The organism is Acidicapsa ligni (genome assembly GCF_025685655.1).
Taxonomy (GTDB): Bacteria; Acidobacteriota; Terriglobia; order Terriglobales; family Acidobacteriaceae; genus Acidicapsa; species Acidicapsa ligni.
This window is the reverse complement of sequence record NZ_JAGSYG010000003.1, coordinates 374,591-390,433: the sequence shown is the minus strand read 5'-3', so window position 1 is coordinate 390,433 and position 15,843 is coordinate 374,591. Positions and strand designations below refer to the sequence as shown.

General features: G+C 51.8%; 8 protein-coding genes. 2 read left to right on the top strand and 6 right to left on the bottom strand.

All coding sequences use genetic code 11. The features are described from left to right. Nucleotides 1–25 precede the first annotated feature (25 nt). Nucleotides 26–1,594 (top strand): alpha-L-fucosidase, encoded by a 1,569-nt coding sequence (locus OHL19_RS12055; protein ID WP_263357946.1) that lies wholly within the window; start codon nucleotides 26–28, stop codon nucleotides 1,592–1,594. A 117-nt stretch (nucleotides 1,595–1,711) separates the two neighbouring features. Here OHL19_RS12055 and OHL19_RS12050 read toward each other — a convergent pair whose 3' ends face one another. The 6 genes from OHL19_RS12050 to OHL19_RS12025 form a co-directional block, all read right to left on the bottom strand. Further along, on the bottom strand, nucleotides 1,712–5,569 hold the full coding sequence (locus OHL19_RS12050) for a TonB-dependent receptor (RefSeq protein WP_263357945.1): 3,858 nt from the start codon (nucleotides 5,567–5,569) through the stop codon (nucleotides 1,712–1,714). Nucleotides 5,570–5,672: 103 nt separating this feature from the next. Further along, a complete protein-coding gene (locus tag OHL19_RS12045) occupies nucleotides 5,673–6,818 on the bottom strand; it encodes an alkaline phosphatase family protein (RefSeq protein ID WP_263357944.1) in 1,146 nt (381 codons plus the stop codon). A gap of 262 nt (nucleotides 6,819–7,080) precedes the next feature. Beyond that, nucleotides 7,081–8,229, bottom strand: a complete 1,149-nt coding sequence (locus OHL19_RS12040; protein WP_263357943.1) for a sensor histidine kinase — start codon at nucleotides 8,227–8,229, stop codon at nucleotides 7,081–7,083. Nucleotides 8,230–8,478: 249 nt separating this feature from the next. Then, on the bottom strand, nucleotides 8,479–9,198 hold the full coding sequence (locus tag OHL19_RS12035) for an SDR family NAD(P)-dependent oxidoreductase (protein ID WP_263357942.1): 720 nt from the start codon (nucleotides 9,196–9,198) through the stop codon (nucleotides 8,479–8,481). Between the two features lie 481 nt (nucleotides 9,199–9,679). Continuing rightward, nucleotides 9,680–10,309 carry a response regulator gene (locus OHL19_RS12030; RefSeq protein ID WP_263357941.1) on the bottom strand — a complete coding sequence of 210 codons (630 nt, stop codon included), beginning with the start codon at nucleotides 10,307–10,309 and terminating at the stop codon, nucleotides 9,680–9,682. A 171-nt stretch (nucleotides 10,310–10,480) separates the two neighbouring features. Continuing rightward, nucleotides 10,481–11,167, bottom strand: coding sequence for a hypothetical protein (locus OHL19_RS12025; RefSeq protein WP_263357940.1), 687 nt, complete (start codon nucleotides 11,165–11,167; stop codon nucleotides 10,481–10,483). 1,118 nt (nucleotides 11,168–12,285) lie between these two features. On the opposite strand from OHL19_RS12025, the gene OHL19_RS12020 reads away from it, so the two are divergent. Then, a complete protein-coding gene (locus OHL19_RS12020; RefSeq protein ID WP_263357939.1) occupies nucleotides 12,286–15,831 on the top strand; it encodes a carboxypeptidase-like regulatory domain-containing protein in 3,546 nt (1,181 codons plus the stop codon). The last annotated feature ends 12 nt before the right edge of the window (nucleotides 15,832–15,843 follow it).

The following is a 15,843-nucleotide window of genomic DNA, read 5'->3' as shown; positions in this document are numbered from 1 at the left end:
AGAGCTTGCACAACAGAGGACTTGCATGAGATTGACGAGACGGAAAGCACTGCAACTTATCGGCGGTACCATTCCTGCATTTGCAATGCGCGGCGTATTGGCGCAGGCATCGAACGATGCGATTCATCCAATGAGCGGTAAGTACACCAATACGCGTGAGTCTTTGAAGACTTACAGTATTCCGGATTGGTTTGCGGATGCGAAGTTTGGGATATGGTCGCATTGGGGTCCGCAATCGGCGATTGGCGCTGGTGATTGGTATGCGCGCAACATGTATATGGAGGGATCGCCGCAGTACGAATATCACGTCAAGCGTTTTGGGCCACAGTCGAAGTTTGGTTACAAGGACGCGATTCCGCTGTTTACGGCCAATAAATGGGATCCCGATCATTTGATGGATCTCTATGTGAAGGCTGGCGCGAGGTATTTCTTCAGCATGGGCGTTCATCATGATAACTACGATCTTTGGGACTCGAAGTTTCAGCCATATTGGAATTCCGTGAGTACTGGTCCGAAGAAGGATGTTGTTGGGATGTGGGCGGCGGCGGCGCGAAAGCGTGGCCTGAAGTTTGGCGTGAGCGAGCATCTATCAAACAGCTATGATTGGCTGGCTCCGGCACACCTTAGCGACACGAAGGGGCCGTTTGCAGGTGTTCCGTATGATGGTGCGAATCTCAAGTATGCCGATCTCTATCATGACTATTCGCAGGAATCACCTGACTTTGCGAAACATGCTGAAGCTATGGGGCGAGTGGCGCCGGATAGCTGGAAGAAACAATATTTTCTGAGAGTGAAGGATCTGGTAGATCAGCATCAACCGGATTTGCTTTATACGGATGGGCATATTCCGTTTGAAGAGTATGGGCTTGGCACTGTGGCGGAAGCTTATAACGTCGGTGGCGTGAGTTATCGCGGTGGCACGGAATCTGTCTACTTCAGCAAAACTGCGGAAGACTGCACTGTGGGAACCTGTGTTCTCGATCGTGAGCGCGGTGTTTCAGATGACATCTGGCCTACTCCGTGGCAGACGGATACGTGCATAGGCGACTGGCATTACAAGGCGGGACAAAAATATAAAACTGCGAAGAAGGTTATCGATCTTCTTGTCGATATCGTGAGCAAGAATGGCAATCTGCTGCTTAACTTTCCGTTGCCAGCTTCTGGAGAGTTGGATGCGGATGAAGTACGCACTTTGAATGGAATCACGAGTTGGATGGCGGTGAATGCAGAGGGCATTTATGCGACTCGTCCGTGGAAGATTTATGGCGAGGGAGCATCGACGAAAGTGGTGCAGAAGTCGGTGAGTTTCAATGAGGACGATAAGCCTGATCTGGGACCGCAGGATATTCGTTTTACGACTAAGGGCAAGACGCTGTATGCGTTTGTGCAGGGATGGCCAGCGGGTGAGGTCGTTATCAAGTCTCTGTCAGCGACTGGTCCACAGCAGTCAGAAAAGATAGTGGATGTGCGTATGCTGGGCAGGGATGCTGCGTGCAAGTTTGTGCAGGATGAGTCGGGGTTGCGCGTAACCCTGGTTGGGGAAAAGCCACAGACGGCTGATATTGGAATAGGGCTGCGGTTGAGGCTGGTGTAACTAGTCCGTATAAGTTTTAAGTTATAAAACGGAGCTGGAATGTATTCCTAAAGTCGGGAATACATTCCAGCTCTTTTACGATTCAATCGCTCTATCGGTAGATAGATTGGATATTGATCAGAATGCGTAATGCAGGCCGAACTGCATTACCCTTGGCTTGCTCAACGTCTGCGAATAGTAGCCTAGGGACGGTGCATAGAACAGGTAGTTGCTCAAAGAGCCAACATCCATGCGTACGGAGTTCGTTACGTTGAATGTATCCCAGGAGAAGCGAAGCTGCTGATTTCTCCATGTCTTCCATACTTTGCCAAGGCTGCCATCTATGCCGAAGTATCCGGGGCCGCGCAGATTATTTCGTTGTCCTGCCTCGCCGGGATAGGCATTGCGGAATGAGCTGATGGCCTTTATGCCGTTCTGGAAGACATTGGGATTTCCGGCGGCGTCATAATAAACGCCGGTCTTTGGTTTGGGGCCAGTCAGTACGGCTTTGCCATCCTGCTCGAAGTCGGTAGCAAAGGCGTAAGTAGAAATGCTGAAGGGATAGCCGCTGGACCAGCGTGTCAACCCGCTGAGTTGCCAGCCGCCTACGATTCCATCTATCAGGCGGCTTGATTCTGAGCCCCAGTGTTTACCTCGGCCGAAGGGCAGATCGTAGATCGCGTTGGCATTGATCTGATGCCGCGTATCGAAATCGGACGGGGCGTAGAACTGATTGGGGCTCCATGCGTTTACTACCTGTCCGCTGAATGCAACAGCAGCACCGCTGCCGTTTTCAAACTCGTTTACACGTTCGGCGTTGGAGTTTTCATCCAGTGATTTTGACAGGGTGTAATTGAAATCGGCGAGGAGTGATCCGACCTGCCTGCGAACGGTAAGTTCAAATGCGTTATAGCTACTGACGCCGGTTGAGCGCCATGAGTACAAGCTGGAGAATTGGTCGTCGTAGTAGGCGAATTGTCCGAGCTTGGAGCAGGCTGGAAAGCACTGCGTATCCATGCTTTGCAATGCCAGCGCGGCATTATCCGCGTAGCCGTAGTAGAGGTCATAGATGTTTTGAGTTGCGGTTGGATTTCCAGGCGCTCCGGGAGCGTATCCCGATGCTCCGCTTGCACCTGCGGCATTTGGGAACATGTTTTCCCAGTATGCAATCTTGCCCACACGATTCTCCGGTGTACCGGCATCGGCCATCTTTGTGATCAGAGTTGCGGCCTGGAAGTATGTCATTCCGGATTGCGGATCCTTGATGTTGAGTGGCGTGGCGAGATCGACCTCTTGCAGCAGGCGGCGTCCCAATCGCCCTACATACGAAAGTTCGAGCACGATGTGGTTGGGCATTTCGCGTTCGAACGATAGATCGAAGCCGTAGGAATAAGGAGTCTTCAACTTATCGTCAAGCCCAAAGCCAATTGCAAAACTGCCGTTGGTGTTCATACCCGGCGGCGTGTAAGGGAACCCTGCCATGGGGGGAGCGGGCAGCTCTGGTACGGGCGGACCGCCGAGCGAGGATGGGCATCCATTGGTACCGGGGATGGTGGTCAGACTTACAAAACGGACGGCGCAATCGGTGGTCGATATGGTGGATGGATTGGTCAGCGAGGTGGTAAGACCGAGCGAACCCTGTCGATCGAAGGTATTCACGATTCCTTCGCCGAAGTGATCGTAATAAATACCAAAGCCGGCGCGGATGGAGGATTTTCCTTTGTCTCCAAAGATGGTGTGCGCAAAGCCTGTGAGCCCGTTTGGCGAATAGGCAAGCGCTACGCGGGGCGCGATGTCTTTGTAGTCGTATTGCCAGTAGGGCAGGCTGCCATTGGCTTTGCCACTTGGAGTAAATGTGATGAGAGGACGATAGGTCTGTCCGAGTTCCATTGCCTCGCCACGCTTTTCGAAAAAGCTATTGAGACTCGGCGAAGGGGCAACCTGGTTTCCTTGTGTCTCATATGGAGGCTGGAGAAGCGTATAGCGTAGACCAAAGGTTATCTGTAGATTGGGCGACGCACGCCAGTTATCCTGCGCGTAAAACTCCAGTTCGTTGGCCTTGAAATGGCGCGGTACGAGCGCTTCCTGCGGGAGCAGTCCGTCCTTGGTCTGGTTGTAGGTGGCGGTGATGGAACCCAGAACTCCGGTTACAGCCGTGATAGCCGCATCATAGGATGCTCCGAAGTCGGCCCCGACAGGTTGCAGGTTTGGATTGATGGCAGGGTCGAGATCCTGGCCGGTGTTGGCGATTCCGCCTTGCTGCAGCCAGGTGGGATGAAGAGATGCGGATGTGAAGTTCTGCGCGTTCGAGAAACGATTGTTCTCAATGATGCGCCAATTCGCACCGAACTGAAAGGTGTGATTGGATACGGTCTTGGTCACATCTTCAAGGAACTGATTGACGGGTACATTCACATTTGTTGTTGGTGTGAAGGCAATCTGATTGCTGATGTCCCAGAAACTGACGTATGGATATTGATTCTGGCCGCCGGTGTTTACGCCTTGCCGCACGTAGGCATAGCGCAGATTGTTGATGAGCGTTGGACTTATAACTGAAGTGAATCCAACTGCGATGCCCTTGTTATTTGTGCGAATGATGCTGCTTGGCGCTTGCCCGGGAAACTGCGGGGGCGTGGATTCCGTGTCATCCTGAAGATTACCGCGCACAAATATTCGCTGGCTGCTATCCCCGGTCAGACTGTAATCGAGACGAGCTACAAATGTGTTCTGGTCGATTGGGTGAGGAGCGGCGAAGTTATAGCCCTGAATGTTAAGTCCGTCGGCACCGGATACGCTCGCGGAAAGATTGTTGGGCATTGGATAGGCGGGGATTGCCATGCCATTGGGTAGGCTGGCTTTGCCGGCCCACAACTGTAATACCGATTGATTGACGCCGTTGCCACTGGGGCATGTACCACTCGACAGGCAGCCTTGATCGATGCTGGCGATATCCGATTGGTTTAGAGTTGCTATACCGCCGTTATCGAGATCGTAGCTGACCAGGCCTTGCCGCAAGGCCGCACTTGGAACAGTTTCTGCAATCTGCTGTGTCTCGCGCAGGCGCTGTCCTTCATAGTTACTGAAGTAGAACAGTCTGTCTTTGCGAACAGGCCCGCCGAGAGTAGCGCCGAAGGTGTTGCGAATCAGCTTGCCTGGAATATCCGGAAGGCCATTCTGTAGCTCGGTATTTTTATTGAACCAGTCGTTTGCCTGGCCAATTGTCGACCGGTTGTATTCATAGAAAGAACCATGCAGTTGATTGGTTCCGGTCTTCGTCACGAGGGTGACCTGTGCTCCGGAAGAGCGGCCTGCGTCTGCATTTGCATCGGTGGTCGTAACGCGAAACTCCTGCAGTGATTCCATCGGAATGCGGAGTACACCGGTGAATGCGTTTCCAAGCAGTTGGTCGTTATCATCCAGACCATCGACTGTGATGTTGGTCTGGTCGCTGCGAGCTCCATTCACAGCGCCGCCTCGCGAATCGGCGGCGGTATCTACGTTGTTGCCGACGTAGCTTACGCCGGGTTGCAGGCTTAATAGATCGACAGCGTTTCGGCCTTCGGAGGGCAGTTCCAGGATTTGCTTTTCATTGAAGTCGTTGCCGAGAGATGCATCCGTGGCATTGACTGCCAGTTCGTCCTGCACCTGAACCTCGACTGTCTGGGTGCCTACCTTGAGATGAAAATCAAGCGTGGCCGGTGTGTTGACAACGAGTTTTATGCCTTTGGATGTAGTCGTTTCAAACCCGGCCGCTGTGACCTGAATAGCATATGTTCCAGGCGTGATTTGAAGGAACTGGTATGCGCCTGCGGCATTGCTTTTATTCATCTGGGTGAAGCCGCGTTCTGCTTCAAGCAGCGATATCTCAGCGCCGGGGATGACTGCTCCGGCGCCGTCATAGACTGTGCCACGCAGCGAGGTTGTTGCGGTTTGACCTAAGACAAGGGTGGTACTGAAGATCAGGAGAAATAAGATCAGAGGTAGTTTTTTCATCATCACTGGTATCCTCTGCGCACGGGCCTCTGTATGGGCCCGCGCGCTGCTCACGAGTAATTGCATAAGTTCCGCTCTGGTAAAACCGGCGGTCTAAGTAATCGGATTACTTGCCCGAAGACTGCGCAGATGAGCCCAGAACGCTCTGGATTGCGGGCGCAGCTTCGGGAACGTCGTGACGGAAATCCTGACCGAGAAATGCGGCGATTGTCGCAGCGATCTGAGCCTGAATTACAGGGGAAGTATTTGAACGCTCTCCGAGCGCTGGGGTGTCAGGGCCGATGATGCCCATCCAGATATTTTCGGAGCCTTTCTCTTCGACGCCATGTTCCTTCCATTCCGTGAGGCCATGTCCGCGGCCGTGATCGGTGGTGATAATGAAGGTGGTCTGGTCGTGATACTCGGGCATCGCCTGCATTGTGTTCCACAACTCTTCTACGAAGTGATCGAACTTGTTTGCGCTTTCGAGTACGAGGTCGTATCGTCCGGAGTGCGCCCAGTTATCAGTCTCTCCATAACCGACGAAGAGCACTTTGGGATGCTTGTTGCGCACGTAATCCAGCAGCGGAATCTGAAGAAACGAATCAAACGTATCGTCGGCATCGAAGCGGGTGGTGGTCTTGAACAGCTTTTCCAAGAGCTGCTGCTGGGAGGCATCGCCGCCAGGCATCTGCTTCAAATTCCATCCAGCCTGCATCACCAGATTGCTGCGCTTCTCGTTGAAGATGTCTTCGAAGACGTTCCATGTTGCGAATACTGCGACTTGACCGTGGTACTCCGGCTTGCGATTGAGCCACTCGAAGACGGTCAGGTTTGGATTCGTTCCGAACTCGTTACTGTCGATGCGAGGATCGGGATGGCCGGTCGTCATCTCGTTGTATCCGGGATAGGAAAAGGCGAGGCCGTTGCTGACTTGCGCTACGCTGCCGCGATGCTGGTTCCCATAGATCTGTCCTTCTTTGGCTACGGTTCCCCACAGAAAAGGCAACAGCATCTTGCGCCGCTCAACCGGGTCGTTGTTCCAGAACTGCTGGTTGAGAACTTTGGGATCGGCCCAGATGCCGCCGTCTTTTTCATTCATGAGAGTGGCGTCGGCGCCGGTGAATACATCTTCCCAGCGGAGGCCGTCCGTTACGATGAGCACAACATTTTTGGTCTTGGTCTGAGCCGTTGCAGCGGTTACGAATAATAGTGAGGAAAGGGATAAAAATGAGACGTACAGGAAACGTCGGATGCAGATTTTGGGGTTCATGCGAAGGGCACACCATTCTCATTCATTAATTACAGGCTCTTGATTGACAATGGGGGAGATTATCAATTCAGCGCTCTGAGTTCTCCATCCTTTGTAGAATGTTTCGTTTATCCTGTAAGTAAAGGAATGAGAATGCTGTGTTAATTAATGCCAGATGAAAAGCACCGTGCGGCTGGGAGCCTTGCGCACGAGTCGTTTCTGCTCTAGTTCTGAGGTCCAGTCTTTGAGAAGTTGACTGCTTTGATTGGCTCTCCTGACCCGCTTATTTAAATAGAGCTTTTATCTTTTTGAAGGAAGTTGTACCTGTCTTCGAGAAGGCAAGGTTGCCGGGAACTGCCAGTGTAATTTCAGTTCCAGTTATAGGAGAGCTTACCAGGGTAAATGTGGCTTCAATTCGCTGAGCACGCTTTCGCATGCCTTGTAACCCGATATGTCCCACGCTTCCATTGTTCGCTACGATCATATCTATGCCTACACCATTGTCACTTATCTTCATGCACAGGCCATGAGCGTAAATGAGCTCCACTGCTATGCGAGTTCCCAGGGAATGTATGCAGGCGTTACGAATGGCTTCGTACCCGATCCGATAGATCTCATCTCTGACAACTGGATGTATCTCTCTCGCGATGCCTATTACAGAGAATGTGGCCTGTATAGAGCCATTAGACGCGCACTCATCCGCTGCTCGCGTAAGAGCTTCGACCAGATCGTTTCTTTGCGTGGTGGGTGTGCGAAGAGAGTTTAGCGCGGCCTTTCCTTCCTGCATGGCCTGCCCCAGCCAACCAGACAGACGCTCAAGGGCTTGATGCATGCGAATGGGATCCGGAGACTGATCGAGTGCATCGTCGGCTACCATCTTGCTGCCCTGGATGGTCTGGAGAAGCGTATCGTGAAGTTCCCGCGCCAGGCGGGTGCGTTCAACCAGGCGCTCGTCAAGTTGTAGATTGATAGCTCTTGTAATCTGTCGAACTCTCAATATATGGAAGATGCAAATAAGCAATGCTCCGGCAGCAATGAGGATGAGGCGGAACATTGCCGATCGATCTTTGGCAGGCTTGGGGCTTGTGTTCTGGTTCGCACCCGCGTTTCGCGAAAAAGCGTTGTTGTCATACGCAATGAGGTGGAATCTGTAATTCGCGAAGCTGCGGTCATTCACAATATGCACCGGTGGTAGTCTTCGATGCGTTATCAGATATATGGGAGCCAGTGCGATGGTGGTCTCGGAAAGCTGTGCAAGTAGAGTGTCGTCCCATGTAGAGTCAGCATGGCGAGTGATGTGCAGGCCTGGATTGAGCACATAGATCGCGCTCACCCAGAGGAGGGATAGAGCAAGCGGAGGAAGCAATCGTATGCTACACAACGATCGCTCTATGACGACAAAATATGTGTGCTGCTTCTTTACAATATTCATAACTGGCCCTAGCTACCTCGCGAACAAGCTACGCATAACTGAACAAGCTAGAGGATCTTCAGGCTCACCGATGAGATCTACATTAAGCGGCATACTGTGCCTAGGATTTGCCTCCAACTGTAATGGATGCGCAGTTTTCGGGACACTCAGATATCTATAGTTCCTGACCTGTTGTTTTCTGCAGGACTGCTATTGCCGTTATGTTCGGGATAACTCAGGAGCTAGACGAGCGAAACTCCAGGTGAATGGCTAGCTATTTCCGTACACGGGTACAGCCGCGCCGTGAATCACTTTGGAGGCGTCGCTGCAGAGGAACAAGACAACTTTTGCGATGTCTTCAGGCTTCGGCCAATCTGCGAAGTTCGACCCGGGCATTGCAAGCCTGTTTGCATTCGTGTCGATGATGCTTGGGAGGATGGAGTTGACGCGTACTCCGGTGCCTTTGGTATCTCCTGCGAGTGAGTCCGTGAGGGCCAATGCTGCCGCTTTGGATGCGGCGTAGGCACCTGCTCCTGCACCGTGGTCCAATGCAGCTTTGGCTGAAATATTGACGATCGATCCATGACTGGCCTTGAGCATTGAAGGCAATACTGCCCGCGACAGGGCATAAACCGAGCGCAGATTGAGTGCCAGCATCTGATCGAATACTTTCGTACTCGCGTCCCACAACTTGACTCCGCCAGAGTAGCCACCGACCGCGTTTACAAGCGCGTCCAGTTTGCCATGCTTCGCGAGAATGGTGTTGATTAGTGCGTTGGCAGCGGCTTCGTCCGTTACGTCGACGGGATATCCTTCAAGAGCGGATTGGTTTATGCCCGCAGCGTTTTTTAAAGAAGCGAACTCGTTCTCATTGCGATAGGTCGTTATCACCTTTGCGCCCTCTTCGAGAAACGCAAGACTGATAGCGCTGCCCAGCCCGCCAGTGCCGCCTGTCACGAGCACTGCCCAGCCAGAAATATCGATTTTCATATTGTCTCCATTCTGAAAGTTATCTGACAATAATACTCACGAAAGCCGACTATCGTTTCCATGCATCAAGAGACTAGTATTTGAGAGAGAATGATTCACAATATACAAAGACATTTCTCTTGAATTAAAAGTTTCATGGGACTGAGAATTCAAGCAGGGAATTAGATCAAGTTATAAGGGTTTCGAATACTCATTCTTCGCATGCTGTAGAAAAATGCAGGATAAAATCTGCGGTTTCAATGGATGCATGTAAGTCATGGCTGACCTAACATTGCGCATGGATGTCTGCGCTACTTATATGCTGCCTGAAGCAGGCTGTAGCTATAAATGTTCCGAACCCAGTCTCATCGATTGCCGAGGAAATCGAGAATTAAAGGGGGAAATCTACGAGTGTGTTGAGCGAGAAGGTTGCCATCGTTGCGGTGGGCGCTCCGGCATTGCGTTTCCTGATTCAAATGCCGAGTGGATGGCTGGTCTTATGTCAGATCTGAAGAATGCCACGCCGGAGTGCGATGGACACTGCGTGTGTTCGATCATTCGCCTGAAGTTTGTCCACGAGATTTTTGATATGAAAGTTGACTGTGGTCTCGGCAATTGCGAGCTGATCTGCAATCTGTTTGTTGCGATATCCATCTCGAATGAGCCGGAGGACTTCCAACTCTCGCGATGTTAGATTGTCTTCTCCCATATGCTCGGCGAGGCGAGCGGCTACCTCAGGTGGGATATAGCGTCGACCGGAATGAACCGATCGGATCACGTCCAGGAGTTCTCCCTTCGGCATACTTTTGAAAACATATGCTGCGGCACCGGCTTGCATGGCACGTTGAATTTCTCCATCACTGTCCGAGGTGGTCAGCATGATGATACGAGTTTGCGGAAACTCTCCGCGGATTGCTATCAGGGCGTCTGTGCCGTTGGTACCGGGAAGCCGAAGGTCCATGAGTGTGATGTCGGGACGATGACGGCGGAATTCTGTGACGGCCTCTACTGCATTGGATGCTTGCGCAACAAGAACCATATCCTGCTGCGATCCGATAATCGTGCTCAGTCCTTCGCGGAAGACGGGGTGGTCCTCGACGCTCAGGATTCGAATTGATTGGAGTGAAGCCATGATTGACTGTCCTTGTCCCGCGAACTTTGCGGATACACTTTATGTTCTCATTCGGACACTAAATTGATCCGATATTCTCAATGATTATATTGATGCCCCCGAATTCGTCTTAATTTAAAGACAGGTAGTGAATCCCGCTATATCTCTTGAACCTGCAAGAGCAGGAAAATCTCAATGGAGCCGATAGGCAACGATCTCGGATTGCGAAGCGCTGCCGTTGAAGTTTCGTGATTCGAGGAGAATTTCAAAATGGGGAATTGAACCATCGGGGAGCGCTATCTTCGCGAGAAAAGAATCCAGGGATTTATCGACAAAAAGGAAGTCGCTGATCGCCTGGGTTCCTGCCACCGAGGTTCCCTCTACCAGCAGTACATTGCCCGTATTGCTCAGGTTGGGCAGGTACGAAAGAACGCCGTATTCGTATGGTCCGCAGGTATAGAGGGCCTGCTCTCCGGGATTCGGTTTTCGATTGGAGAAGGCGCGAACATGATTGATCAGGTCGTCGTGGAGGACGAAGTTCATCTGCGGTTCAAACAACTCAAGCCACGGGTTGGCGTCTTGCGAACCGGACAGAATGGCATTCGAACTCTTGAGGTCGTTGACGCTGATGTCTCGGGCATAGCGAATGCTGTAGCTACCAGCCAGGGCCTCGGGCAGATGCGTCAACCTATCGAAAAATTCGAGGTCCACGAACGAGGTGTAGCGCCGATTGACGATCGATAGGGCTGCCTCAGGGCGCATGCTGGTGGCATCTGGAATCTCTTTGCTGAAGTCTCTGGCGAGATATTCGGACAGTGTTGTGTTGTGCATTGTGGCGCCATGAAACATCGCGAGCCCGCTGTCGGCTGCTACGAGCATGGTGCCTGAGCTATTCCCGAAGAGGCCTTTCCAGAGCTGATGCCGGCTTGCGCTCCCGTGGATATTTCCTCGCTGCAGCAGAGGTCTCTTCAGTATCAATAATGTACCGAGGAGTATGCAGAGAAGAGTCAGGGCTATGCACGCTGCGATGAGACTCAACTGAGCGAGCCTGGATCTGAACCCGAATCTGAGCCCGGATCTATCAATATTGGCGGGAGCTGGCTTCGATGTGGGATGAGGCAGAGCGGAAGTTGGCGGCTGATGTGACGGGGCTGCAACTGCCGGGCGTACCTGCTCGAATGCGGGGACATATCCGCCCTTTGGCACGGAAATCTTTAGAGCTTCACCGGCTCCTTCATCCAGAAAATATACTTCCAACTTTTGCCGAAGCCGAAGCATGTGGGATCTGACGATTGTGTCGGCGGTGGGATCGAACTTTCCCTTTCGATCAAATACGACGGCAGCGATTTGTTGTTCCGTGAGATGGATGCCGCCATTGAGCACGTGCTCCTCGCAGAGATACAGGAGCAGGTGTGAAAGCCGAGGAGAGCGGGCAAACGTTACAGATTCGGATATCCGTTTGGCTAGAAGCCAGCGATGGTCATCGTGCGCGCGTGCTCTGGACGAATCTTGTTCTTCGGTACTGATAATAGAGGCGGCCATTCGAAGTGGTAGATGCATAAGTAGTAGAACGTATGGCAATTAAAATTTGATGAACGCCCTAGGTTCTCAAAAATCGAACATCCTTTGTTTTGTGTGATGTACGCGCATGTTACTTCATGTTTTGCGACATGTTTGCGCTGTGATTTGACGACGGTTCGTCTTTTGACCCTGCTACCAATGTGCCTGTAGCCGACGTACAACGCCATTTGTGGATGTGCAGAAGCTGTGCGGCCAAGCCTGGAATGATGCGGTTCTCTCTTCATCTGAAGAGGTTCTGGTCCGAAGCCGCTTTGTCATACGGTCTTGAAAAACGCATTCGAGTGCCTTTGCGAATAGCTTGCGAAGGGAAGGGAAACGTCCCCACGCGGGTGGTAACGGTCTTCTATGTTTCGATTTTGAGGGTGATGATGCGAAATAAACGATCTACCAATTCGATTTCCGGAGCGGTTCGAAGTGTGCTTCTGGTTCTTGGCCTCCTGCTTGTCTGGTCGTCGGCCAACGCACAGGAGTTCCGTGCGACTCTGACTGGAAGAGTGAGCGATTCGGCTGACAGAGTTTTAGTCAAGGCGACGGTCACGGCGGTCAACAATGAAACTCAACAGATGTATACGGCCACGACCTCGAAAGAGGGAGTCTATTACGTTCCCTATGTTCTTCCCGGGACGTATACGGTGAGCGCCACTGTAAATGGTTTTAAAACCGGTGTGCAGGATAGCGTTCTGGTTCAGGCTACAGAATATCGGAGTGTGAATTTTAAACTTCAGGTCGGTAGCATTTCCGAAAATGTAGTTGTGACAGACGCGCTTCCGCTGCTCGATATGGCGAGCGGTTCAGGGGGAACGGTCATTTCTCAACGTGAGTTGGAGAGTGCTCCGCTGAATGGCCGACAGGTTTATATGCTGCTTGGCACGACTCCTGGATCTCAGTTCACGACGACATCCTTCGGAGCATCGGGCAATTCCGGTACGCGTGGTTGGGATGTCACGAATGCATACATCGTTGGCGGCGGAGCCCAGGGCTACCAGCAGTTCACACTGAACGGCACCAACATTACAGAGCAGAGCACCGGCGGCAAGGGAAGTTGGGAGCTGGCCCCGAACGTGGATGCTCTTCAGGAAGTGAATGTGATGACATCCACTTACGATGCGCGTTATGGGCGCACCGGGGGCGGAACGGTGAACATGGTAGTGAAGTCCGGCACAAACGCGTTGCACGGAACGCTGTATAACTATCTTGAAAATGGCGACTTCAACGCCAATAACTTCGAGAACAATCGCGCCGGCATGCCACGCGAAGGCATGCATCAAAATCAATTTGGCGCAACGGTCGGTGGACCGATCATTCATAACAAGGTCTTCTTCTTTGGAAGCTATGAAGGATTCCGCGAGTCGATCGCATTCACGACACTCACCAGCGTACCGACGGCAGAGCTTCACCCGTCGAACGGGGGCGATGTTAATTTCACATCTACCGGTTACACCGTGTATGACCCCGCCACGACTCGTTGCTCGGTTGCAGGCGGCATGATTGGGAATTGCAGCGGAACTTATATTCGCGATCCTTTTCCGAATGACACAATCCCGGGTAATCGAATTAACTCTATTGGCGCGGCTGTTTTGAATTTGTATCCCCTTCCGAACATCAACACAACTTCAATTCAGAACAATTTCATTGCTAACACTCCGGATCAGTATGCCTATGACCAGGAGATGGGACGCGTTGACTACAACACCTCGGATAGAACGCGCTGGTATAGCTTGTTTGCTTATCAGAGCGGGAGTGAGTATCGCAACAGCAGTGGTTTTCCGTCGCCTGCAATGAATGGCAATATCAATGTCAGGCATCAGACGATGACCGCATCGCAGGATATGACGCACACCTTCTCACCGACGTTGATGCTTGATTTGAAAGCATCCTTTGCGAGATATGCGCTCTTTTCTCCTGATGGAGATTTGTCTCATCCTGTCGATCCAGCGACGATTGGGCTGAACATGCCAAGTCTTCCTACGACGAACCTCAAGCAACTGCCTGAGTTCACAACTTCTCAGTTCTATCCTCAAGTTGTGGGTAACGTTTTGACATCGGGTGTTTACAACGATATTTCCTTCAATGGCGATCTAACTAAGGAATTGAATACGCAGGCATTTCACTTCGGTGGCGAATATCACATGCTGCAGCATGGCACGCCTGGGCAGGCTGGGCATGCTAACGGAGACTTCTCCTTTGGAACATTTGCCACGCAACAGAACCCGCTGACTCGCAATGGTCTTGATGGTTTTCCGATTGCGGATATGCTCCTCGGTACTCCACAAAGCGGCGGAGTAGATTGGAATGCCAACGATTTCGTCTACTTTCCAACATGGGCTATCTACGTACAGGACGATTGGAAAGCAACCAAGAAACTGTCGCTTAACCTGGGCCTTCGTTATGACGTAAACGTCGGTGCTCGTTCTCGTCAGAATGGTTTGAATCGCGGAATGTGTCTCACCTGCGTTAATCCGACCACGACTAACCCGACATATCAGGCGAATCTTGCAGCAGCATCGGGTGCTCTTTCTGCAGCCGGAATCAATCCGTCGAGCTTGTCCACGGTTTACGGTGGTATTCAGTTTGCGGGAGCGAATGGGCAGCCTAGTGATGCCTATAACACGGACTTTGGGAATATAGCTCCGCGTATAGGCTTCGCTTATCAGATCAACTCCAAGACGGTGGTTCGAGGTGGTTATGGCTTGATGTATTCGATTGGCCTTGAAAACGGAACCTTCTCAGGATCGTCAGAAACGACGAGTTATAACGCATCGCTCAACGGGAACATTATGCCGACCAATTATTTTGCAACAGGTACACCGTTTCCGAATGGCGCCCAGCAACCGCTTGGCGCAGCAGGCGGCCTGTTGACTGCAATCGGTAACTCGCAGTCGTTGGATTTTCCTCAACGTAAAATTCCTTACGCAGATATCACATCATTCGGCGTGCAACGAGAGTTGCCGGATAGCATGACACTCGATGTGCGGTACTCGGGTAACTTCGCTTATCATCAGCGTGTCGGGACGACTCTCAACTCACTATCAGCTACTGCGCTTCAGGCAGGCATAGCTAATCCAAATATCTTCGATCGTCAGGTACCTAACCCCTATTACGGTGTGCTTCCTATCACATCGTCGATTGGTTCCTCACCGACCATTAAAGCTCTTACGCTCATGTTGCCTTACTCTGCGTTCGGGCAGGTATCATGGGATGCTGCTCCACTTGGCCGCAATCTTTACAACGCGCTTGAGGTAAAGCTGAACAAACGTCTTGGCGGCCCGGATGCTCTTAGCTTCCAGCTTGCCTATACTTATTCAAAGACCATGACTGCAGGCGGCTTTCAGAACTCATATCCGTACCAGGATGCTAACCTCAAGTACGAGATATCATCCTTTGATCGAACGCATATCTTCACGCTATCGGATCAATGGAGTCTTCCAGTCGGAAGAGGGCAGCGCTTCCTCAGTAATCCTGGAAGAGTAGTTGGCGCCGTCATCAACAGGTGGCAGTTCAGTTCTATTCTCTCCATGCAGACAGGCTTCCCTGTGTCTTTGAATACGAACTACTACTACAATTGCGATCACAGTTTCACGCCGCAGGGTGGCGCTTCTTTGAGTCACTACATCTATAACGACTACAGCAACGGGACTAAGCTTGGATGCTTCACCGCAATCCCTGAATATGCGCTGAAGAACCTTCCAGATCGGCTTTCTTCGTTGCGTCAACCTACGACTCCGAATCTGGATGCGACGCTGCAAAAGAGCATCGCTTTCACGGATAAGTATCATCTGACTATTCGTGCGGATGCCTTCAACCTGACCAACAGTGTTCTGTTCCCAGGACCGGATTCCAATCCTGCCGATGGGCCTCCAGTCGAACAGGCAAATGGTGGTTATACGGGGTTCGGCACCGTAACATTGAATCAGCAAAACTTTCCAAGGATACTGCAGTTCGCACTCAAGCTGGCATTCTAAACATGGCCTACG